This is a genomic window from Streptomyces sp. NPDC006140 (assembly GCF_040628815.1).
In the GTDB taxonomy this organism is placed as follows: Bacteria; Actinomycetota; Actinomycetes; order Streptomycetales; family Streptomycetaceae; genus Streptomyces.
The window spans coordinates 753,595-775,924 of the sequence record NZ_JBEXTS010000002.1 but is presented as its reverse complement, the minus strand read 5'-3'; the positions used below and the strand labels follow the sequence as shown (position 1 = coordinate 775,924).

16 protein-coding genes are annotated in these 22,330 nt (G+C 73.7%); 5 read left to right on the top strand and 11 right to left on the bottom strand.

Annotated features, from left to right (window positions below):
* Positions 1–25 precede the first annotated feature (25 nt).
* From ABZ386_RS08655 to ABZ386_RS08645, 3 genes are all read left to right on the top strand, one after another.
* Complete coding sequence (locus tag ABZ386_RS08655) at positions 26–1,783, top strand: glycoside hydrolase family 35 protein (RefSeq protein WP_358964310.1); 1,758 nt, start codon at positions 26–28, stop codon at positions 1,781–1,783.
* Entirely contained in the window at positions 1,777–4,158 is a 2,382-nt protein-coding gene (locus ABZ386_RS08650) for a beta-galactosidase (RefSeq protein WP_358964453.1), read from the top strand. Before ABZ386_RS08655 ends, ABZ386_RS08650 begins: the two co-directional genes overlap by 7 nt.
* Before the next feature lie 101 nt (positions 4,159–4,259).
* The gene (locus tag ABZ386_RS08645) at positions 4,260–5,327 is read left to right on the top strand and encodes a LacI family DNA-binding transcriptional regulator (RefSeq protein WP_351344073.1); all 1,068 of its coding nucleotides are present in this window, start codon (positions 4,260–4,262) and stop codon (positions 5,325–5,327) included.
* Between the two features lie 6 nt (positions 5,328–5,333).
* On the opposite strand, the gene ABZ386_RS08640 is transcribed toward ABZ386_RS08645, so the two are convergent.
* From ABZ386_RS08640 to ABZ386_RS08625, 4 genes are all read right to left on the bottom strand, one after another.
* A complete protein-coding gene (locus tag ABZ386_RS08640; RefSeq protein ID WP_351344070.1) occupies positions 5,334–7,313 on the bottom strand; it encodes a heavy metal translocating P-type ATPase in 1,980 nt (659 codons plus the stop codon).
* A 153-nt stretch (positions 7,314–7,466) separates the two neighbouring features.
* On the bottom strand, positions 7,467–8,906 hold the full coding sequence (locus ABZ386_RS08635) for an NAD-dependent succinate-semialdehyde dehydrogenase (RefSeq protein ID WP_351344067.1): 1,440 nt from the start codon (positions 8,904–8,906) through the stop codon (positions 7,467–7,469).
* Positions 8,903–11,779 carry an FAD-binding and (Fe-S)-binding domain-containing protein gene (locus tag ABZ386_RS08630; protein ID WP_358964309.1) on the bottom strand — a complete coding sequence of 959 codons (2,877 nt, stop codon included), beginning with the start codon at positions 11,777–11,779 and terminating at the stop codon, positions 8,903–8,905. The genes ABZ386_RS08635 and ABZ386_RS08630 overlap by 4 nt, the downstream gene beginning before the upstream one ends.
* A complete protein-coding gene (locus ABZ386_RS08625) occupies positions 11,776–13,044 on the bottom strand; it encodes an aminotransferase class III-fold pyridoxal phosphate-dependent enzyme (RefSeq protein ID WP_351344061.1) in 1,269 nt (422 codons plus the stop codon). Before ABZ386_RS08625 ends, ABZ386_RS08630 begins: the two co-directional genes overlap by 4 nt.
* Positions 13,045–13,275: 231 nt before the next feature.
* Here ABZ386_RS08625 and ABZ386_RS08620 point away from each other — a divergent pair, with 231 nt between their 5' ends.
* Complete coding sequence (locus ABZ386_RS08620; RefSeq protein WP_351344058.1) at positions 13,276–14,907, top strand: PucR family transcriptional regulator ligand-binding domain-containing protein; 1,632 nt, start codon at positions 13,276–13,278, stop codon at positions 14,905–14,907.
* A 27-nt stretch (positions 14,908–14,934) separates the two neighbouring features.
* On the opposite strand, the gene paaE is transcribed toward ABZ386_RS08620, so the two are convergent.
* Genes paaE through paaA form a run of 5 tightly spaced genes read right to left on the bottom strand, consistent with a single transcriptional unit; the run spans position 14,935 to position 18,673 of the window.
* Entirely contained in the window at positions 14,935–16,050 is a 1,116-nt protein-coding gene (paaE, locus tag ABZ386_RS08615) for a 1,2-phenylacetyl-CoA epoxidase subunit PaaE (protein ID WP_358964307.1), read from the bottom strand.
* A complete protein-coding gene (paaD, locus tag ABZ386_RS08610) occupies positions 16,050–16,565 on the bottom strand; it encodes a 1,2-phenylacetyl-CoA epoxidase subunit PaaD (RefSeq protein ID WP_356528269.1) in 516 nt (171 codons plus the stop codon). The genes paaE and paaD overlap by 1 nt, the downstream gene beginning before the upstream one ends.
* The gene (paaC, locus tag ABZ386_RS08605) at positions 16,559–17,386 is read right to left on the bottom strand and encodes a 1,2-phenylacetyl-CoA epoxidase subunit PaaC (RefSeq protein WP_351344051.1); all 828 of its coding nucleotides are present in this window, start codon (positions 17,384–17,386) and stop codon (positions 16,559–16,561) included. Before paaC ends, paaD begins: the two co-directional genes overlap by 7 nt.
* A gap of 10 nt (positions 17,387–17,396) precedes the next feature.
* Complete coding sequence (paaB, locus tag ABZ386_RS08600; RefSeq protein WP_003988149.1) at positions 17,397–17,690, bottom strand: 1,2-phenylacetyl-CoA epoxidase subunit PaaB; 294 nt, start codon at positions 17,688–17,690, stop codon at positions 17,397–17,399.
* Positions 17,687–18,673, bottom strand: coding sequence for a 1,2-phenylacetyl-CoA epoxidase subunit PaaA (gene paaA, locus ABZ386_RS08595; protein WP_351344046.1), 987 nt, complete (start codon positions 18,671–18,673; stop codon positions 17,687–17,689). Before paaA ends, paaB begins: the two co-directional genes overlap by 4 nt.
* Before the next feature lie 207 nt (positions 18,674–18,880).
* Between paaA and paaK the strand changes: the two genes are divergently transcribed.
* Positions 18,881–20,233: a phenylacetate--CoA ligase PaaK gene (gene paaK, locus ABZ386_RS08590; protein WP_356503685.1), complete on the top strand. Its 1,353-nt coding sequence runs from the start codon at positions 18,881–18,883 to the stop codon at positions 20,231–20,233.
* Here the strand turns inward: paaK and ABZ386_RS08585 are convergent.
* Both ABZ386_RS08585 and ABZ386_RS08580 read right to left on the bottom strand, forming a co-directional pair.
* On the bottom strand, positions 20,189–20,980 hold the full coding sequence (locus ABZ386_RS08585; protein WP_358964306.1) for a hypothetical protein: 792 nt from the start codon (positions 20,978–20,980) through the stop codon (positions 20,189–20,191). The genes paaK and ABZ386_RS08585 overlap by 45 nt on opposite strands.
* 103 nt (positions 20,981–21,083) lie before the next feature.
* Entirely contained in the window at positions 21,084–22,301 is a 1,218-nt protein-coding gene (locus tag ABZ386_RS08580; RefSeq protein WP_355727676.1) for a PP2C family protein-serine/threonine phosphatase, read from the bottom strand.
* Positions 22,302–22,330 lie beyond the last annotated feature (29 nt).

Here is a 22,330-nt window from a genome sequence, read left to right as displayed (position 1 = left end):
CCCGTCTCCCGAAGGGAAGCTCCGCATGCCCGCTCTGACGACGACGTCCGACGGATTCCTGCTGCACGGCGAGCCGTTCCGGATCCTCTCCGGCGCGCTGCACTACTTCCGTGTCCATCCCGACCTGTGGTCCGACCGGTTGCGCAAGGCGCGGCTGATGGGCCTCAACACGGTGGAGACGTACATCCCGTGGAACCACCACCAGCCCGACCCGGACGGCCCCCTGGTCCTCGACGGCCTCCTCGACCTGCCGCGGTTCCTCTCGCTCGCCCGGGACGAGGGCCTGCACGTGCTGCTGCGTCCCGGGCCGTTCATCTGCGCCGAGTGGGACGGCGGGGGCCTGCCCGACTGGCTGACCGGCGACCCGGACATCCGGCTGCGCACCAGCGATCCCCGCTTCACCGGGGCCGTCGACCGCTACCTCGACCTGCTGCTGCCCGCGCTCCGGCCGCACCTGGCGGCGGCGGGCGGCCCGGTCATCGCCGTGCAGGTCGAGAACGAGTACGGGGCCTACGGCGACGACTCCGCGTACCTGAAGCACCTGGCCGACGCGTTCCGCTCGCGGGGCGTCGAGGAGCTGCTGTTCACCTGCGACCAGGCCGATCCCGAGCACCTGGCCGCGGGCACCCTGCCCGGCGTCCTCGCGGCCAGCACCTTCGGCAGCCGCGTCGAGCAGAGCCTGGCACGGCTGCGCGAGCACCAGAGTGAAGGCCCGCTGTTCTGCGCGGAGTTCTGGATCGGCTGGTTCGACCACTGGGGCGGGCCGCACCACGTCCGGGACGCGGCCGACGCCGCCGCCGACCTGGACCGGCTGCTGTCCGCCGGGGCGTCCGTGAACATCTACATGTTCCACGGCGGCACCAACTTCGGCTTCACCAACGGCGCCAACCACAAGCACGCCTACGAGCCCACGATCACGTCGTACGACTACGACGCCGCGCTCACCGAGTGCGGTGATCCGGGCCCGAAGTACCACGCCTTCCGCGAGGTCATCGCCCGCCATGCCGCCGTGCCGGACGAGCCCGTACCGGCGCCGGGCCCGAAACTCCCGCCCACCGAGGTCGAGTTGAGCGGCCGGGCGGCCCTGATGCCGCTGGCCGGGGCGCCCGTGCGCGCCGACGTGCCGGTCACCATGGACGCGCTCGGGCAGCGCACCGGCTACGCGCTCTACCGCACCATGCTCCCGGCCGGTGGCGACGGCCTGCTGCACTTCGCCGGTGGTGTCGGCGACCGCGCCCTGGTCTTCGTCGACGGCGCCCCCGCCGGTGTGCTGGAGCGCGAACGGCACGACGAGACGCTGCCCGTGCGGGTGCCGCGTGCCGGGGCGACGCTGGAGGTCCTCGTCGAGAACATGGGCGGCGTCAACTACGGTCCCCGCATCGGCGCTCCCAAGGGCCTGCTCGGACCGGTCTCCTTCGACGGCACGGCCCTGCGGGGCTGGGACTGCCACCCGCTGCCGCTGGACGACCTGGACGGCGTGCCGTTCGCCCCGGCCGACGGGACGGCGGTCACCGTACCGGCCTTCCACCGCGGCACCTTCGAGATCGGCACACCCGCCGACGCCTTCCTCTCCCTGCCCGGCTGGACGAAGGGCCAGGCCTGGGTCAACGGCTTCCACCTCGGCCGCTACTGGAACCGGGGCCCGCAGCACACGCTGTACGTCCCCGGCCCCGTGCTGCGCCCGGGCACCAACGAGCTGGTCCTGCTGGAGCTGCACGGCACCACCGCCGCCCGCGCCCAGCTCACCGACACCCCCGACCTCGGACCGGAGAACACCTGGTGACACACGTCCTGCGCGTTCCCGCGCCCGCCGCTCCCCCGCTGACCGGGCACCTGCCCTTCACGGACGCGCCCGGCGTCCCCGACCCGATCGGCGTCACCAGCCGCTGGCTCACCCGTGGCGGCCGCCCCTGGTTCCCGGTCTCCGGCGAGTTCCACTACTCCCGCTACCCGCACCGGCAGTGGGAGGAGGAACTGCTGAAGATGAAGGCGGGCGGGGTGACCGCCGTCGCCTCCTACGTCATCTGGATCCACCACGAGGAGACCGAGGGCCGGGTCCGCTTCGACGGCGACCGCGACCTCCGGCGGTTCGCCGAGCTGTGCGCCCGCCACGGCCTGGACTTCATCCCCCGCATCGGCCCCTGGTCGCACGCCGAGGTCCGCAACGGCGGCCTGCCCGACTGGCTCCTGGCCCGCGCCTGCACGCCCCGCACCGACGACCCGGCCTATCTGGAGCCGGTCCGCGCCTGGTTCACCGCGATCGCCGGGCAGTTGCGCGGTCTGGACCGGGCGGGCGGCGGCCCGATCGTCGCGATCCAGATCGAGAACGAGCTGTACGACCAGCCGGGCCACCTGCGCACGCTGAAGCGCCTGGCCCAGGAGGCGGGGCTGAGCGCGCCGCTGTGGACGTCGACCGCCTGGGGCGGCGTGCAGCTCCCCGGCGACGAGCTGCTTCCCCTGTTCGGCGGGTATCCCGAGGCGTTCTGGACGGAGGCGGACGGCGGCTGGCCCGACACCTGCCGCAAGCACTTCTTCTTCACCCACGAACGCGACGACGAGGGCATCGGCGCCGACCTGCGGCCCACGACCGTGCGCGGCGCCGCTCCGGCACCGACGGACCTGTTCCCCTGGGCCACCTGCGAGTTGGGCGGCGGAATGGCCGTGGCGTACCACCGGCGGCCCCGGGTGGAGGCCGCCGACATCGCCGCGCTCGGCCTCACGAAGATCGGCTGCGGTTCGGTGTGGCAGGGCTACTACATGTTCCACGGCGGCACGAACCCGGCCGGCGAGGCGACGACCCTCCAGGAGTCGCACGCCACCGGCTACCCCAACGACCTGCCGGTCCTGACGTACGACTTCCAGGCCCCGCTCGGCGAGTACGGCCAGGTGCGGCCCTCCTACCACGAACTGCGCCTGCAGCACCTGATGCTGGCGGACTTCGGGCACCTGATCGCCCCCATGGGGTCCGTGCTGCCCGAGCGGCGGCCGACCGGGCAGCACGACCGGGACACCCTGCGCTGGGCCGTCCGCAGCGACGGCGGCGCGGGCTTCCTCTTCGTGACCAACCACCAGCCGCACGAGCCGCTGCCGGACCACCCGGACACCACCTTCACGGTCGAATTCCCCGAGGCGTCCGCGCTGACGCTGCCGAGCACCCCCGTCACCGTGCCGTCAGGTGCCTCCTTCTGCTGGCCGCTGCGGCTGGACCTGGCCGGTGTGCGGCTGGAGTGGGCCACCGCGCAGCCGGTGTGCACGGTCGAGGCGGACGGCCGTACCGTCCTGGTGCTGGCCGCGACGGACGGCATCGCGCCCGAACTCGCCCTGGACGCCGACACGGTGGCGTCCGTCGCCACGCCGTCCGGGGAGGTCACGCCGGTCAACGGCCGGATCCTGGTCGGCGGGCTGCGGCCGGGCACCGACGCGCTGGTCGAGGTGGACGCGGCCGACGGTTCCCGGGTCGGGCTGCTGGTCCTGGACGCGGCGACGGCCCGGACCGTCTACCGGGGACCGGCCTGGGGAGCCGAGCGGCTGGTGCTGTGCGGGGACGGCGTCGTCTTCGACGGGGACGAGGTACGGCTGCACAGCCCGGCCGCCCAGCCCTCGTTCGCGGTGCTGCCCGCACCGGACGCGCCCCTGGTGGTGGAGGGGGCGCGGGTGCGAGAGGCACCGGACGGCGTGTTCCGCCGCTGCACGGTCGAGGCCGGGCCGGTCGCGCACACCGCCGCGACCGTCACGGCCGTCAGGCCCGCCGGTCCGGCGCCCGAGCCCGTGACCGGCGTGCTGGGCCGGGCCAGCGTCCCCGCGGACAAGCAGGTGGAGGCGCTGGCCGCCGAGTACCGCGTCGACGTACCGGAGGACCTGCTGCGCGAGCCCGCCGGTGTACTGCTGCGGCTGCGCTGGACGGGTGACCTGGCCCGGGCCCACGTGGGGCAGGTCCTGGTCGCCGACCAGTTCTACTCGGGCCGGGTCTGGGACATCGGCCTGGACCGGCTGCCCGCCGGGGAACTGCGGGCGCGGGGTCTGCGGCTGACAGTGCTGCCGTTGGCCGCGGACGCGCCGGTGCATGTGCCGGGGCAGGTGGGGGACGCGTGGCGGGCGGCCGGGGTGCAGGGCGCCGAGTGGGTGCTCACCCGTACGTGGGCGGTGCGGACGGGCTGAGTTCCGGTGGCTTTCGAGGGCCTTAGGGCACCCGCCCGCCTATGCTGTGCTCCTGCCGGGCGGGTCAGCACCGCCGTACCGACATCGAGGACTCACCCGCCATGACACCGAGCGTCACCGACGGCCCCGTCCCCAAGGGCCGCAGCAGGCGCAACTTCGCGGGGGCACGGCCGGTGATGGCCGACGTGGCCCGGCTGGCCGGCGTCTCCAAGCAGACCGTCTCCCGGGTGCTCAACGACCACCCGGCCGTCCGCCCCGAGACGCGCGAGGCGGTCCTGGACGCCATGCGCACGCTCGGCTACCGGCCCAGCCGCAGTGCGCGGTCTCTGGCCAGCGGCCGGACGCGGATGCTCGGCGTCCTCTCCTTCGACGCCGCCCGGTACGGGCCCGCCTCCATCCTCACCGCGATCAACACCGCGGCCCAGGACGCCGGTTACCTGGTCAGCTCCATCGCCCTTGACACGGCCGACCACGCCACCGTCGTCGAGGCCGTGAACCGGCTGTCGGCCGAGGGCGCGGACGGTGTCATCGCGATCGCCCCGCAGCAGTGGGTGGGCCGGGCCCTGGCGGAGACCGACCTCGGCACTCCCCTGGTGGTGCTGGAGAACGCCCTCGACGACGCCACGCCCCTGGTCACCGGTGACTCGCGCACCGGCGCCCGCAAGGCCACCGAGCACCTCCTCGGCCTGGGGCACGCCACCGTCTGGCACATCGCCGGCCCGACCGGCTGGACCTCCGCCGAACACCGGCTGGCGAGCTGGCAGGCGACGCTCCAGGCGGCCGGTGCCGACATCCCGGCGCCCCTCGTCGGCGACTGGGGCGCCGACTCGGGATACGAGCTGGGCCGCCGGCTGGCCCGCCGCCCGGAGGTGACGGCGGTCTTCGCCTCCAACGACCAGATGGCCCTGGGCCTGCTGCACGCCCTGCACGAGTCCGGCCGGTCCGTCCCCGGGGAGGTCAGTGTCGTCGGCTACGACGACATCCCCGAGGCGGCGCATCTGCTGCCCCCGCTGACCACCGTCCGTGCCGACTTCGCCGAGATCGGCACGCGGTCCCTGCGCCTGCTCCTGGACCGCATCGACGGTCCCGGTGAGCTGCCCGGCGTCGACACGCTCGTCCCCGTGGACCTGGTGGTGCGGGCCAGCAGCGGCCCGCCACCGGAGCGCTGAGAGGACTCAGCCGGTGCCCTCGGCGGCGGCCCGCCGCCAGGCCGTCTCCCGCAGCAGCCGCAGGCCGTTGAGGCCGACGAGGACCGTGGAGCCCTCGTGGCCCGCGACGCCCAGCGGCAGCGGCAGGTGCCCGGCCAGGTCCCAGATGACGAGGCCGGTGATGAACACCCCGGCGATGACGAGGTTCTGGACGACCAGCCGGCGGGCGCGGCGGGAGAGGGCGACGGTGGTGGGGACGGCCGCGAGTTCGTCGCGCACGATCACGGCGTCGGCGGTCTCCAGGGCGAGGTCGGAGCCCGCGCGGCCCATGGCGATGCCGGTGTGGGCGGCGGCCAGGGCCGGTGCGTCGTTGACGCCGTCCCCGACGACCAGCACCTTGCGGCCCGCGCTCTCCAACTCCTGCACGGCGGCCATCTTGTCCTGCGGCAGCAGCCCGGCGCGGACGTCGGTGATGCCCGCCTCGGCGGCGAGGTGCGCGGCGGCCCGGGGGTTGTCGCCGGTGAGGAGCGCCGGGGCGCTGCCGGTGAGCGTGGTGAGCGCGGCGACGGTGGCGGCGGCGTCCGGGCGCAGCCGGTCGGCGATGCCGAGCAGTCCGGCGGGGGCGCCGTCGACGACGACCAGGACGGCGGTACGGCCGGACTCCTCCAGTTCGGCCGCCGCCCGGGCGGCCTCGCCGTCGGCGTCGTCCAGCAGCCGGGCCGGTGCGCCGACCGCGACCGAACGGCCGCTGACGACGGCGGTCACGCCCACTCCGGGCGCGGAGGTGAAGTCCCGCGCGTCCGGCAGGTCCAGGCCGCGTGCGCGGGCGGCGTCCACGACCGCCCGGGCCAGCGGATGCTCGCTGGGCCGCTCGGCGGCCGCCGCGAGGACCAGCAACTCCTGCTCTTCCAGGGCGGATCCGGGCAGTGGCCGTACGTCGGTGACGCGCGGGCTGCCCTCGGTCAGCGTGCCGGTCTTGTCCAGCGCGACCGCGTCCACCTGGCCGAGCCGCTCCATCACCACGGCGGACTTCACCAGCACGCCGTGCCGTCCGGCGTTGGCGATGGCCGACAGCAGGGGCGGCATGGTGGCCAGCACGACCGCGCACGGCGAGGCCACGATCATGAACGTCATGGCGCGCAGCAGCGCGTCGGTGAGCTGTTCGCCGAAGGCCAGCGGCACCAGGAAGACGGCCAGGGTCGCGGCCACCATGCCCAGCGAGTAGCGCTGTTCGACCTTCTCGATGAACAGTTGCGTGGGCGCCTTGGTCTCGGACGCCTCCTCCACCATGCGGACGATGCGGGCGATCACCGAGTCGGAGGCGTCGCGCTCGACCCGGATCCGCAGGGCGCCGGTGCCGTTGAGGGTGCCCGCGAAGACCTCGTCGCCCTGCTCCTTGGCGACGGGGAGCGGCTCGCCGGTGATGGTCGCCTGGTCCACCTCGCTCGCCCCTTCCAGGACCCGGCCGTCGGCGCCGACGCGCTCTCCGGGGCGGACGAGGACGGTGTCGCCGACCGACAACTCCTCCACGGGCACGGTCTGTTCGCCGCCGTCCGGGGTGAGCCGGGTGGCGGTGGCGGGGGCCAGGTCGAGCAGGCCGCGGACGGAGTCGGCGGTGCGGGCCGTGGCCAGGGCCTCCAGGGCGCCGGAGGTGGCGAAGATGACGATGAGCAGGGCACCGTCCATCACCTGCCCGATGGAGGCCGCGCCCAGGGCGGCGACGACCATCAGCAGGTCGACGTCGAGGGTGCGGTCCTTCAGCGCCTTGATGCCTTCCCAGCCCGGCTCCCAGCCGCCCGTGGCGTAGGACAGCGCGTACAGCGGGCCCCACGTCCAGGCGGGGGCGCCGGTCAGCTGGAGGGGCAGCGCGAGCAGGAAGAAGACGGTGGCCGCCGCGGCCCAGCGCGCCTCGGGCAGCGCGAGCACACGGGTACGCCGCCGGGGGACGGCACCGGTCCGAGCGGGCTTCGCCCGGTCGACCGGCTGCGGCGTGAGGGTGGAGGTCATCAGGGGTCCTTCAGGCGGGGACGCGGGGACTCCTCACCATACAGGAACACATGAAGACTGATTCATGTCTTCATTCTGACGCCGGGGGCCTTTGCGGGGACCGGGACCTTCGGGAAGCCAAGGCCGCGCAGCGGGTTGGCCTCGGGGCGGCCGTCACCGCACGGGCACCGCGACGTACTGGTACTCCAGGAACTCGTCGATCCCGACCCGTCCGCCCTCACGGCCGAGACCGGACTGCTTGACGCCGCCGAAGGGTGCGGCCGGGTTGGAGACGAGGCCGGTGTTCAGGCCCACCATGCCCACCTCCAGACCTTCGCTGACGCGCAGTCCCCGGTCCAGCCCCTGGGTGAAGACGTAACCGACGAGGCCCCAGGGCGTGTCGTTGGCGCGGCGCAGGACCTCGTCCTCGTCGTCGAAGGTGAGGATCGCCGCGACCGGGCCGAAGATCTCGGTGTCCATCAGGCGGCTGCCCGGGTCGACGTCGGCGAGCACGGTCGGCGGGTAGAAGCAGCCGGGCCCCTCGGGCGTACGGCCGCCGACGAGCACGCGCGCGCCGCGCTCCACCGCGTCGGTGACGAGTTCCTGCACCTTGGCGCGTCCGGCGGTGTCGATGAGCGGGCCGACGTCGACGCCGTCCCGGGTGCCGGGGCCCACCACGAGCGCGCCCATGCGCTCGGCGAGGCGGCGTGCGAACTCGTCGGCCACCGACCGGTGCACGAAGAAGCGGTTGGCGGCGGTGCAGGCCTCGCCCATGTTGCGCATCTTGGCGACCATCGCGCCGTCCACGGCCACGTCCAGGTCGGCGTCGTCGAAGACGATGAACGGCGCGTTGCCGCCCAGCTCCATAGACGTGCGGACGACGGTGTCGGCGCACTGGGCGAGCAGCAGCCGGCCGACGGCCGTGGAACCGGTGAAGGAGAGCTTGCGGATCCGGCCGCCGCGCAGCAGCGGCTCGCACACCTCTCCGGCGCGGGAGGTGGTGACGACGTTCAGCACGCCGTCCGGCAGACCGGCCTCCTTCAGGATCCCGGCCAGCGCGAGGCTGGACAGCGGGGTCTGCGGGGCCGGCTTGAGCACCATCGTGCAGCCCGCGGCGATGGCCGGGCCGATCTTGCGGGTGCCCATGGCCAGGGGGAAGTTCCACGGCGTGATGAGCAGGCAGGGGCCGACCGGGCGGCGGGAGAGCAGCATGCGGTTGCGGCCGTCGGGCAGGGTGCCGCAGCCGCCGTCGATGCGGACGGCCTCCTCGGAGAACCAGCGGAAGAACTCGGCGGCGTACGCCACCTCTCCCCTGGCCTCGGCGAGCGGCTTGCCCATCTCGGACGTCATCAGGTGGGCGAGTTGGTCGGTGCGCTCGAGGATGAGTTCGTGGGCGCGGCGCAGGATCTCGCTGCGGGCCCGGGGCGCCGTACGCGCCCACTCGGCCTGGGCCTGGACGGCGGCTTCCTCGGCGAGCTTGGCGTCCTTGAGACCGGCGTCGGCGACGTGGCAGAGGATCTCGCCGGTCGCGGGGTCGTCGACGGGCATGGTGGCGCCGTCCGCGGCGTCCACCCAGGCTCCGCCGATGAACAACTGGTTCAGTACGTCGGTCATGATGTCTCTCCTGTGTGATCGGCGGCGGGGTCGAGGAGCTCCGCGAGGTGCAGTGCGCGGATGTCCCGGCCGTCGGCGAGGTGGTCGATCTGGGTGGCGCAGCTGAAGCCGTCGGCGACGACGGGGCGTCCGTCGAGGTGGTCGATGCGGGGTTTGAGGGCCAGTTCGGCGACGGCGATGGAGGTGTCGTAGTGCTCTGCCTCGAAGCCGAAGTTCCCTGCGAGTCCGCAGCAGCCCTCGGCCTCGTCGACGCCGCGTACGCCGAGTCGGCGCAGCAGGTCGGCGGGGCGGCGGCCCTTGAAGGTGGCGTATTCGTGGCAGTGAGTCTGGAGGACGACGTTCTCGGGCAGCGGCGGCGGGCTCCAGCCCTGATCGGCGAGGTCGGTCAGGGCCCCGGCGAAGGTGTGGACCCGGTCGGCGACGCGCCGGGCGGCCTCGGTGCCGAGGAGTTCGGGCACGTCACGCTTCAACGCGGCGGCGCAGCTGGGTTCGGCCACGATGATGGGCCGGTCGTCACCGTTGTCGAGGGCGTCGACGGTGCGGGTCATGATCTTGCGGGCGATGTTCAGCTGTCCGGTGCTGACCCAGGTCAGTCCGCAGCACAGGCCGTCCTGCGGCGTGCAGGGGACGCCCGCGTCGGCCAGCACGCGGCTCGCGGCTCCGGCGATCTCGGGGCGGAAGGCGCGGGTGAAGCTGTCCACGAACAGCACGGCCTTCGCCGCCTCTACTGCCTTGGCCGCGCGCAGGGTCTTGCGCAGGGCGCGGCGGGAGGCGAAGGCGGGGATCCTGCGCTTGGTGGTAACGCCGCCGAGGCGGGCGAGGAGCTTGCCGAGCGGTCCGCGCAACAGGGCGTTGACGGGTCGGGCGGCGTATCCGGCCAGGGCGGAGGTCCGGGGCAGCCAGCCCAGTGAGTAGTGGGAGCGGGGCCGGAGTCTGCCCTTGTAGTGGTGGTGGAGGAACTCCGCCTTGTAGGTGGCCATGTCGACACCGACCGGGCAGTCGCTGGAGCAGGCCTTGCACGACAGACACAGATCGAGGGCGTCCTTGACCTCGGTCGAACGCCAGCCGTCCTGCACGGCCTCACCGCGGACCATCTCCTGGAGCATGCGGGCCCGGCCGCGGGTGGAGTCGTTCTCCTCGCCCGTGGCCCGGTAGCTCGGGCACATCACCCCGCCCGCGTCACTGCGGCAACGACCGACACCCACGCAGCGGCGCACGGCGCCCGCGAAACCGTCCTCATCATGGGGGAAGCCGAAGGTCGTGTCCAGCAGCGGGAGTTCCCGCAGCGCGAGGTCCGCGTCGAGCGGTGTGGGGTCGACGATCACACCGGGATTCAGCAGCCCCTCGGGGTCGAAGGTCTTCTTGAACGCGGCGAACGCGGCGATCATGCGGTGGCTGTACATGACCTCCAGCAGTTCGCTGCGGGCGCGTCCGTCACCGTGCTCGCCCGACAGCGTGCCGCCGTGCTCGACGACCAGCGCGGCGGCTTCGGTGAGGAAGCGCCGCATGACCGTCCGGCCGGCCTCGGTCGCCGGGTCGAAGTCGATCCGCACATGCACGCATCCCGCGCCGAAGTGCCCGTACAGCACGCCCGTCAGCTGGTGCGATGCCAGCAGCTTGCGGAAGTCGCGCAGGTAGGCGGCGAGGTTCTCCGGGGCGACGGCCGCGTCCTCCCAGCCGGGCCAGGACTCGCCGCCGTCCACGAGCCGGGCGGCCAGCCCGGCCCCGTCCTCACGCACCCGCCACAGCGAACGCCGCTCGGCCGGGGTCTCGACGACCCGGCCGCCGGTCATTCGTCCCCGGGCCTTGAGAGCGTCGAGCAGTTCAGCGGCGCGGGCGTTCACCGCGTCCTGGTCGTCGCCTTCGAGCTCGACGTACAGCCAGGCCCGCCCCTCGGGCAGGCCGGTGACGGAGTCCGGGCCGCGGCGGGCACGCATGGTGGCGACGATCGCCTCGTCCATGCCCTCCACGGCGCTGGGCGACCAGCGCAGGATCTCCGGCACGTCCTCGGCCGCCTCGACCACGTCCTCGTAGCCGAGCGTCAGCAGTGTGGATGCCTGTGCGGTCGCCACCAGGCGGACCGTCGCGGCGGTGACGACCGCACAGGTGCCTTCCGTGCCCACGAGCGCGCGGGCCATGTCGAAGCCGTTCTCGGGCAGCAGGTGCTGCAGCTGGAAGCCGGAGACCTGACGCGGGATCCGGCCCAGCTCGGTGCGGATCAGCGCCAGGTTGTCCTCGACCAGCCTCCTGAGGTCGGATTCGAGCCGGGCGACGCGCCGTACGGCCTCCGCGTCGCCCGGCTCTGCGGCACGCAGCCCGGAGCGGTCGGCGACGGCCCGCACGCCGTCGGCCGTCACGATCTCCAGGGCCTCGACGTGGCCGCTGGTCCGCCCGTCGCGCACCGACCGGTTGCCGCACGCGTCGTTGCCGATCATGCCGCCGAGGGTGCAGCGGCTGTGCGAGGACGGATCCGGCCCGAAGTCGAGCCCGTGCAGGGCGGTCGCGCCGCGCAGCGCGTCGAGGACGACACCGGCCTCGACCCGCGCGGTGCGCGCCTCCTCGTCGATGTCCAGGATCCGGTTCATGTACCGGGAGAAGTCCAGGACGACTCCCAGCCCGACCGCGTTGCCGGCCATGCTGGTGCCGCCGCCCCGGGCGGTGACCGGGACGCCCGCCTCACGGCAGGCCCGCAGCACCGCGACCACGTCGTCGGCGGTGCGCGGGAAGGCCACCGCCCGCGGCAGCACACGGTAGTTGGAGGCGTCGTAGGCGTAGGGGCCCGTCGCTCCCGGGCCGGTCTCCACCCGCAGACCGGGCGCGATCTCGGCGATCCGGGCCGTCAGACCCGCCAGGTCGCGGGTGGCGGTGCTCATCGGCCCGCTGCTCCCGCGGTGCCGGCCTCGACGGCGTTCGCCCAGGCCTGGAGACCCTCGTCCACGCCCGCCTCGTCGATGACGAGCGCCGGGATCATGCGGACCACCTGGTTCCAGGCGCCGCACAGCAGCAGGAGCAGGCCTTCGTCGACAGCGGCGCGCTGCACGCGGGCGGCGGTCTCGGGGTCGGGGCTGCCGTCCTCGGTGACGAACTCGGTGGCGAGCATGAGGCCGAGGCCGCGGACGTCGCCGATGCCCGGGGTGCGGTCGGCGACGGCTTCCAGGCCCTGGCGCAGCCGCTTGCCCATCGCCTCGGCGTTGTCGACGAGCTTCTCGTCGCGGACGACGTCCAGGGTCGCGCAGGCGGCGGCGCAGGCGACGGCGTTGGCGCCGTACGTGCCGCCCTGCGAGCCGGGCCAGGCCTTGCTCATCAGTTCCTCGGAGGCGGCGATGCCGGAGAGGGGGAAGCCGCTGGCCAGGCCCTTGGCGGTGACGAGGATGTCCGGGGTGACGCCGAAGTGGTCGTGGCCCCAGAAGCGGCCCGTGCGGCCGACGCCGGTCTGCACCTCGTCGAGGATCAGCAGGAAGCCGTGCCGGTCCGCCCGCTCGCGCAGCCCCTCCATGAAGGCGCGGTTCGCGGGCACGTAACCGCCCTCGCCGAGCACCGGCTCGACGATGATCGCGGCGGTGTCGGCGGGCGAGGAGATCGTCTGGAGGGTGTAGTCCAGCTCCTTGAGGGCGAAGCGGGTCGCGGTCTCCTCGTCCCAGCCGTAGCGGAAGGCCGTCGGGAACGGGGTGACGACGACGCCGCTCATCAGCGGGGAGAAGCCGGACCGGAAGCGGATGCCGGAGGTCGTCATGGAGGCGGCGGCGACGGTCCGGCCGTGGAAGCCGCCGTGGCAGACGATGACGTTGGGGCGGCCGGTGGCCTGGCGGGCCAGGCGCAGCGCCGCCTCGACGGCCTCGCTGCCGGAGTTGGTGAAGAACAGGCTGTCCAGGCCGGCCGGCAGCACCTCGCCGAGCTTCTCGACGAGGCGGCGCAGCGGCTGGTGCATGACGGTCGTGTACTGGCCGTGCACCAGCGTGCCGACCTGCTCCTGCGCCGCCGCCACGACCCTGGGGTGGCAGTGCCCGGTGCTGGTGACGCCGATGCCGGCGGTGAAGTCGAGGTAGCGGCGGCCGTCCTCACCGTAGAGGTGGACGCCTTCGCCCCGGGCCGCCACGACGGGCGTGGCCTGGCGAAGGTGCGGCGACAGTGCGGTCATGTGGGCTCCCGGCCGTACGTCGAGGTCTGGTTGCGTGGCTCTTCTCCGGTCACCGAGCATCCAGGCCGCCGCGAAGGGCGACAACGCGTGATCTGTCCAGCCGGAACGCGTTGTTCGGACGTTGTGTCAACCGCCGGACCCCTCGGGCACCGCCCGCCCCTCGCGTGGACAGCTCTTGCGCAGGTCAGTGCCGCTTGTCAGAGTGACCGGGCACTCCCCCATGGAGACATCGTGAACGAACACCCCCCGACGTCCGGCCGGGACTCCGCCCCGGCCGGTCGCGCGCCCACCGTCGCCGACGTCCTGGCGCTGCCCGTCCTGGCCGCCGGGCAGCCCCAGGTCGTCACCGGGCTGAGGCAGCTGGACCGGCCGGTGCGCTGGGTGCACATCACCGAGCTGACCGACCCGGCCTCCTTCCTCAAGGGCGGCGAGCTGGTCCTGACCACGGGCATGCCCCTGCCCGACGACGCCGCGGGAGTCCGCCGGTACGTGGACGAGCTGACCGAGGTGGGGGCGGCCGCCCTGGTCATCGAACTGGTGCGGCGCTACCACCGCCCGCCCGACGCCCTCGTCCGGGCGTGCCGCGCCCGGGGCCTGCCCCTGGTGACGCTCGCCCGGGACGTCAACTTCCTGGAGGTCACCCAGGTCGTCCACGCGCTCATCCTCGGCAGCCAGGCCGAGGCGATGCGCCGGACGCAGCGGATCCACGAGGCGTTCACCGCCCTGACCCTGCGCGGCGCGGGACCGGAGGACGTGGTGCGCGCGGCGGCGGAGATGAGCGGCCGTACGGTCGTCCTGGAGAACCTGATGCACCAGGCGCTGATCTGCGAGCCGTCGGGAAGCACGGTGCGGGAGGCGCTCTCCGGCTGGGAGCGGCGCTCCCGGGCCACCGAGCCCGGCGACCGCACGGAGGTGGGCGGACCGGAGGGCTGGCTCACCGCGCCCGTGTCCTACCAGGGCGAACGCTGGGGCCGGCTGGCGATGCTGCCCGCCGAGGGGCAGCCCTTCGGGCCGGAGCACCGCACCGTCCTGGAGAGGACGGCGATGGCGCTGACGGTCGCCCGTCTCATCCACGCCACGCCGTGGGAGCACACGGCCCACCGCAACGCCCTGCGGGACCTGGCGGAACAGCGCCACCACTCCTCCGAGGACGCCCGGGCCCGCTGCGCCGCGCTGGGCCTGCCGACGGAGGGCGGTGTCTTCCTGGCGGTCCTCGTGGACCTGGGCCCGGGCGGCGAGGGCGCCGAGATGGAGACGCGGCTGCACCGGGAGCTGGCATCGGCGGGGGTCCCGGCGCTCGTCGGCGAGCTCTCCCCCGGCCGTCTCGGCATCCTGCTGGCCCTGCGGCCCGCCCAGTCCTGGCGTCCCGTGGCCGAACGCCTGAGCCGCGCCGTGCTGGGCCTGGCTCCGGCAGCGACCGTCGGCGCCGGCTCCGAGGTGGCCGACCTCGCCGACACGGCCCGTTCCTTCCGGGAGGCGGCCCGGGTCCTGGAGGCCACCCCGCCCGGCCAGCCCCTCCCCGCCGACCGCTCCTTCCACGAACTGCCGGACATCGACCTGCGCCGCCTGCTGTACGCCCTGCGCGAGGACACCCGGATCCAGGGCTACACCGAGCGCCGCCTCGGCCGGCTCGTCGACCACGACACCCGGCACGGCACCGAGCTGCTGACGACCCTGGGCCACTACCTGGACGCCGCCGGCAACAAGACCACCGCGGCGCGCCGCGGCGGGCTGTCCAGGGAGACCATGTACCAGCGGCTGCGCACCATCGAACGCCTCCTGGACACCGACCTGGAGTCCGGCGAACGCCGCACCGAACTCCACGTGGCCCTCACGGCGTTGCGCGTGCTGCGGGGCGACTGACCGGCAGGGACCTCCGGTGGGCTCCGGTCAGGTGTCGAAGTCCACCGTCAGCGCCTCCGACACCGGGAACGACTGGCACGTGAGGACGTAGCCCGCGTCCACCTCGGCCGGTTCGAGGGCGAAGTTGCGGCGCATGTCGGCCTTGCCGTCGGTGACCAGGGCGCGGCAGGTGCCGCAGACACCGCCCTTGCAGGCGAACGGCAGGTCCGGGCGGGTCTGCTGGGCGCCTTCGAGGATGGTCCGCTCGCGGGGCAGGGCGGAAGTGGTGGAGCGGCCGTCGAGGGTGACGGTGACCTGGCTGACCGGGCCGGTGGGGCCGGTCTCGGTGTGCCGGACCTCGCGGACGGGCTCGTCGTCGGCGTAGAACAGCTCCTGGTGGACGCGGTCGGCGGGCACGCCGAGGCCGGCCAGGATCTGCTGGGCGGCGCGGACCATGCCGTGCGGGCCGCACAGCCACCAGTGGTCGGCGGACTCCACGTCGACCAGCGCGTCGACCAGCGCGGACAGCCGCTCGGCGTCGAGGCGGCCGGAGAGCACCTCGGCCTCGCGGGGCTCGCGGGACAGGACGTGGGCGAGCTGGAACCGCGTCGGGTAGAGGTCCTTCAGGTCGGCCAGTTCGTCGGCGAACATCACCGTGCCGGTGCGGCGGTTGCCGTAGAGGAGGGTGACCGTCGAGCGGGAGTCGGCTGCCAGGACGGACTCGGCGATGGAGACCATGGGCGTGATGCCGGAGCCGGCCGCGACGAGGACGTGGTGGCCGGGGGTGGTGAGGTCGGGGGTGAAGGCGCCGGTGGGGGCCATCACCTCGACGGTGTCGCCGGGGCGCACCTCGTGCACCAGCCAGGAGGAGAAGAGGCCGCCGGGCACCACGCGCACGCCGATGCGGGGTGCCGTGCCGGCGGGTGAGCAGATGGAGTAGGAGCGGCGCTCGTCGCGGCCGTCGATCTCGCGCCGCAGGGTGAGCGACTGGCCGGGCGCGAAGGCGAACTCCTCGGCGAGTTCGGCGGGGATGTCGAAGCTGACGGCCACCGCGTCCTCGCACAGCGGCTGCACGGCGGCGACCCGCAGGGCGTGGAAGACCGGACGGCGGCGGGCACGCGCGGGTGCCGCCGGGGCGGGGGCCGGCTCCATCAGGTCCTCCATCAGATCTCCTTGACGTACTCGAAGGGCTCGCGGCAGGCGAGGCAGCGCCACAGGGCCTTGCAGGACGTGGCGCCGAAGCGGGAGGTCTCCTCGGTGTCGGGGTGGCCGCAGCGGGGGCAGGGCACCGAGCGGCGGGTCGGCGACAGCACGAGCGGCACCGGTCCGGCGGCGCGCGCGGGCGCGTCCCCGGGCGGGGCGATGCCGTGCTCGGCGAGCTTGCGGCGGCCCTCCGCCGTGATCCAGTCGCTGGTCCAGGGCGGGTCGAGGACGGTGCGGATCTCCACGCGCGCGTACCCGGCGTCGCGCAGCCGGGCGGCCACGCCGGCGCGCATCTCCGCCATGGCCGGGCAGCCCGAGTAGGTGGGGGTCAGGCTCGCGACGACCGTTCCGTCCTCGGTGAGCGACACCTCGCGCAGCACGCCCAGGTCGGCCAGGGTCAGCATGGGCAGCTCGGGGTCGGGCACCTGCTCGGCGATCCGCCGGGCCCGCCGCGCGTCCAGCACTGTCGTCACCATGCCGCCTCCGGGTGGGCGCGGGCCACGCCCTGCAGCTCGGCCAGCAGCGGGGCGAGATGCCCGGTGTGTTCCCCGGCGCGGCCCGAGCCGGGCAGCGGGCGGAAGACGGGCATGGGCAGTCCGGCGGCCTCGGTGACCTGCCGCAGGACGGCGACGACCTCGTCGCGGACGTCGTACGCCGTGAACAGCTCGCCCAGGTAGGGCGCCACCTGCTCCTGTGCCCGGCGCATCCGGCGGTGCGACTCGTCGGTGCCGTCGCCCAGGCGCACGGCCCACTCGGCCGCGTACTGCCGGTGGTACGCCAGCTCCTTCACGCCCTTGGCGGCGATCGCCGCGAGCACCGGGTCGCCATGGGCGGTGAGCCGCTCGAAGTGCGCGAGGCGCCAGCTGGAGAGCACCAGCAGCCGGACGATCGAGAACGCGAAGTCGCCGTTGGGCAGTTCGGCCAGGCGTACGTTGCGGAAGTCGCCCGCGTCGCGGAAGTAGGCGAAGGCGTCCTCGTCGCGGCCGGTGCCGTCGACCTGGCCGGCGCGGGAGTAGAGCAGGCGGGCCTGGCCGAGCAGGTCGAGCCCGATGTTGGCCAGCGCCACCTCCTCCTCCAGCTCGGGCGCGCGGGTGGTCCACTCGGCGAGCCGCTGGGCGGAGACCAGGGCGTCGTCGGCCAGGGGGACGCAGAGGTCCGCCAGCCCACCGGCGTCGACGCCGTCCGGCACGGTGGTGTCGACGCCGTGCAGGGGGTCCTCGAAGCCGGTGCCGTAGGCCCAGCGGGTGTCGTCGTCGTGTCCCTCGGCGAGGGTCAGGTAGACGTGGTCGTCGCTCATGCCCTCTCCTTCAGATGTGCGGGACGTCGTCGGGGATGTCGTAGAAGGTCGGGTGGCGGTAGACCTTGTCGGCGCTGGGCGCGAAGAAGGGGTCCTTCTCGTCGCGGGTGGAGGCGGCGATGTGCTCGGAGCGCACCACCCAGATGCTCACGCCCTCGTTGCGGCGCGTGTACAGGTCGCGGGCGTGGGTGAGGGCCATCCGGTCGTCGGCGGCGTGCAGCGAGCCCACGTGGACGTGGTTCAGGCCGCGCTTGCCCCGTACGAACACCTCGTACAGCGGCCAGTTCTGCTTCTCGGCGGTCATGCCACCGCTCCCTTCCGCGTCCGGGACGCCTGCTTGGCCGCGTGGGCGGTGGCCGCCTCGCGCACCCAGGCGCCCTCCTCGTGGGCGCTGCGGCGCCGCTCCATCCGCTGGGCGTTGCACGGGCCGTCGCCCTTGATGACCCGCATCAGCTCGTCCCAGTCGGGCGTGCCGAAGTCGTGGTGGCCCCGCTCCTCGTTCCAGCGCAGCTCCGGGTCGGGGAGCGTCACGCCGAGCTTCTCGGCCTGCGGGACGGTCATGTCGACGAAGCGCTGGCGCAGTTCGTCGTTGCTGTGCCGCTTGATCTTCCAGGCCATGGACTGCGCGGAGTTGGGCGAGGCGTCGTCGGGCGGGCCGAACATCATCAACGATGGCCACCACCAGCGGTTCACGGCGTCCTGCACCATCTCGCGCTGCTCCGGCGTGCCCCGCATCATCGTCATCAGCAGTTCGTAGCCCTGCCGCTGGTGGAAGGACTCCTCCTTGCAGATCCGCACCATGGCGCGCGCGTACGGCCCGTACGAGGACCGGCACAGCGGCACCTGGTTGCAGATCGCGGCGCCGTCGACGAACCAGCCGATCACGCCGACGTCGGCGAAGCTCAGCGTCGGGTAGTTGAAGATCGAGGAGTACTTCTGGCGGCCCTCGATGAGCCGCTCGGTCAGCTCGGCGCGGTCGGCGCCCAGCGTCTCCGCCGCCGAGTACAGGTACAGCCCGTGTCCCGCCTCGTCCTGGACCTTCGCGAACAGAATGGCCTTGCGGCGCAGCGACGGCGCGCGGGTGATCCACTCGCCCTCCGGCTGCATGCCGATGATCTCCGAGTGCGCGTGCTGCGCGATCTGGCGGATCAGTGTCTTCCGGTAGCCCTCCGGCATCCAGTCGCGCGGCTCGATCCGCTGGTCCCGCGCGATCGTCGCGTCGAAGTGCTGCTGGAGAACCGGCTCGGTGCCGTCCGCCCCCGGGGGGCTGGAGTGTGTCGTGTCCATCCGTCCCACTTCCCAACCGACCATTCGTTCGGTCCATGGTATGACAACCCGGCGCGCCTTGGTAAGCCCCCGACCCCTTGACAGGCACCCTGGCGACTTGGTTACTTGGCGACGCCGAAGCTAACCGAATGGTCGGTCGGGTTACAAGATGGTGCGACAAGTGACCCCTGGTCGCAGCATCCGGAGCACGATGGCGGAGGAGCCGGGATGACGAGCGAGGCGACGGCCCCCCGGGCCACGGGCGCGACCGGGCGGCGGGGCGAGCCCCTCCCCCACGAGCTGCTGGACGACGCCGAGCGCCTGACACGCGAGCGGCTGCGCGCGCTCCAGCTCGACCGACTGCGCCGGAGCCTGCGGCACGCCTACGACAACGTGGAGACGTACCGGGCGAAGTTCGACGCGGCCGGGGTCACGCCCGACGACTGCCGCTCCCTGGAGGACCTGGCCCGCTTCCCCTTCACGACGAAGGCCGACCTCAGGGACACCTACCCCTTCGGCATGTTCGCCGTCCCCATGGACCAGGTGCGCCGGGTCCACGCCTCCAGCGGCACCACCGGTCGCCCCACGGTCGTCGGCTACACGGAGAACGACCTGTCGATGTGGGCGGACCTGGTGGCCCGCTCGATCCGCGCCGCCGGCGGCCGCCCGGGCCACAAGGTGCACATCTCCTACGGGTACGGGCTTTTCACCGGCGGCCTCGGCGCGCACTACGGCGCCGAGCGGGCCGGGTGCACGGTGATCCCCGCCTCGGGCGGCATGACGGCCCGGCAGGTGCAGATCATCCAGGACTTCCGGCCCGAGATCATCATGGTCACCCCGTCCTACATGCTCACCCTGCTCGACGAGTTCGAGCGGCAGGGCGTCGACCCGCGCACGAGCGGCCTGCGTGTGGGCATCTTCGGGGCCGAGCCGTGGACGGAGGAGATGCGCCGCGAGATCGAGGAGCGGACGGACCTCCACGCCGTCGACATATACGGCCTGTCGGAGGTGATCGGCCCGGGCGTCGCGCAGGAGTGCGTGGAGACCAAGGACGGGCTGCACGTGTGGGAGGACCACTTCTACCCCGAGATCGTCGACCCGATCACGGGCGAGGTGCTGCCCGAGGGCGAGGAGGGCGAGCTGGTCTTCACGTCCCTCACCAAGGAGGCCCTGCCGGTCGTCCGGTACCGCACCCGCGATCTGACCCGGCTGCTGCCCGGGACGGCCCGGCCCGCGTTCCGCCGCATCCAGAAGATCACCGGCCGCTGCGACGACATGATCATCCTGCGCGGGGTGAACGTCTTCCCGAGCCAGATCGAGGAGATCGTGCTGCGCACCCCGGGCGTCGCCCCGCACTTCCAGATCGAGCTGTCCCGGCGCGGCCGTCTGGACCATATGGCGGTCCGCGTCGAGACCCGCCCCGGCACCGGCCCCGAGCAGCGGGAATCCGCTGCCCGGGCGATCGCGAAGGCCGTCAAGGACGGCATCGGCATCACCGCCGACGTGTCGATCGTCGAACCGGAGACCCTGGAGCGCTCACTGGGCAAGCTCCGCCGGGTCAGGGACCTGCGCCCGGAGTGACTGCTCGCGCACGGCCGCGGTGAACGCGTCCCGGGCCTCGTCGTAGCCGGTGCGCGGCCGCAGCCACCGGGGACCGGCCGCCAGCAGCTCCCAGCACACGGGGGAACGCGCCACAGCGAGAAGCCGCGCGAGGTCGGCGCCGTCGAGCGCCCCGCTCTGTCTGATCAGGTACTCCAGATGGCCGAGATCGTCAGGGCGCTCGTCGTCCTCGCGGTCCCCCCAGCTCTCGAGCATGTCGTGGGCCAGCCACGCACAGGTGTGCGCGTCGGACGCGCAGTGTTCCGCGTTCCCCGGACACCACTTCCCCAGCAGCGCCTGGAGCGCGGAGCGCACCACCGCCCGCTCGACCGCGTACTGCTCCATCCGCGCGCACCGCTCACGCATCGCCTCGGCGTGCCGCACCACATGGTCCGGCCCCGGCATCCTCAGTGCCGAGCACGCCGTGGTGAGGGCTTCGCTCCGGAGGCGGAGTTCCTCCGCCCGGCGCTCGGGCGCCACGTCCGCGAGGGTCCACACCGCGCCGACGAACGCGTCCGCGGCACACAGGAAGGCGGTCCACGCCTCGCTGCGCCGCGCCTCCAGCCGCAGTTCCCGCTCCACCTCGCGCTGCGCGTGCGCCGTCTCCAGGGCGACGCGCCGCGCGAACCCGCTCTGCCACCGCGCCACCAGCACCGCCGCGACCGCGGCCGCCCCCGACAACGCCGCCCCCGCGGCCGAGAAGGCGGCGTACACCTGTTCCGTGTCCACGCGGGCAGGATGCCGCCCGGCCGGCCACCGGCGGGGCGCATGACGGCAACCGTTCGCAAGGTGTCGCTCCCTGCCCGGCACCGACCGAATGGGAGCCGGCGGCTCACGAACAGCTCGCCTGAGACGCCGCGGCGAGGGGGCCCGGAGCGGCCGCCCGGGGACGTTCCGCTTCGTGGGCGGCCGGCTTGCGGATCAGGAGCAGGGCCGCGTCGTCGTGCAGCCGGCCGCCCACGTGGGCCAGCAGTTCGTCGTGCAGGGCGTCGAGGGTCCGGCCCGGCTCGTGGGAGACGTGCCGTTCCAGGCCTTCGGCGAGCGGGTAGAAGGCGCGGCCGCCGTCGCGGGCCTCGGTGACCCCGTCGGTGTAGAGCAGCAGCTGGTCGCCGTCGGCGAAGGGCAGCGCCTGGAGGCGCGGCGTGTGCCCGGTGAGGGCGCGCAGTCCGAGGGGCGGGGCGGGATGCGCCGGCTCCACCGCTGTCACGCTCCCGGAGGCGTCCACGAGCAGCGGGGGCGTGTGCCCGCAGTTCACCACCTCCAGCTGCCCTGCCCGCGGGTATCCGGCGACGATGGCGGTGACGAAGTCGTCGTGGCCGAGGTTGCGTGCCAGGCTCCGCTCGATCCGGTCGACCACGGCGAGGAGGTCGACCTCGTCGTGGGCCGCCTCGCGGAAGACGCCCAGCACCAGCGCGGCGGTCCCCACGGCGGGCAGCCCCTTGCCGCGCACGTCGCCGACGATCAGCCGCACCCCGTGCGGGGTGGGTATCAGGGCGTAGAGGTCTCCGCCGATCCGGGCCTCGGCCGCGGCGGCGCTGTAGCGGACGGCCGCCTGGAACGGTCCGACGGTCGCCGGCACGGGCCTGAGCAGTGCGTGCTGGGCGGTCTCGGCGACCGAGCGGACGGCGGCGAGCACCCGTTCACGGCGCCCGCGCAGGACACCGGCCAGGCCGCTTGCGAGGGTGACGGCCACGAGGGCGGCCAGCAGGGCGGCCAGTTCACGGCCGGGCACACCGTCGTGGGTGCCGAGGGTCGCGCCGAGCGCCACGGTGAGGCCGCCGACGCAGAGGACTCCGCGCGGCCCGTTGGTCGTGGCCGCCAGGGCGGGTCCGGCCGCGAGCAGGGGCAGCCAGATCATCCCCGCTCCGTCGGCGAGGTCGGCGAGCACCACGGCGGAGACGACCAGGACGGGCAGGAGGGGCAGGACGGGCGCGCCCGCCGTCAGCCGCGCGACGGCGCGTCTGCGGGCCGAAGCCCTGGTACCGGACGTTCGATTGCCGGACGGCCCTCCAGGCCGGTGGTCGCCACCACGGTCTCGGGCTTGGCTCATGTTCGCTTCCGCAGTCCTCACCTGCGCGC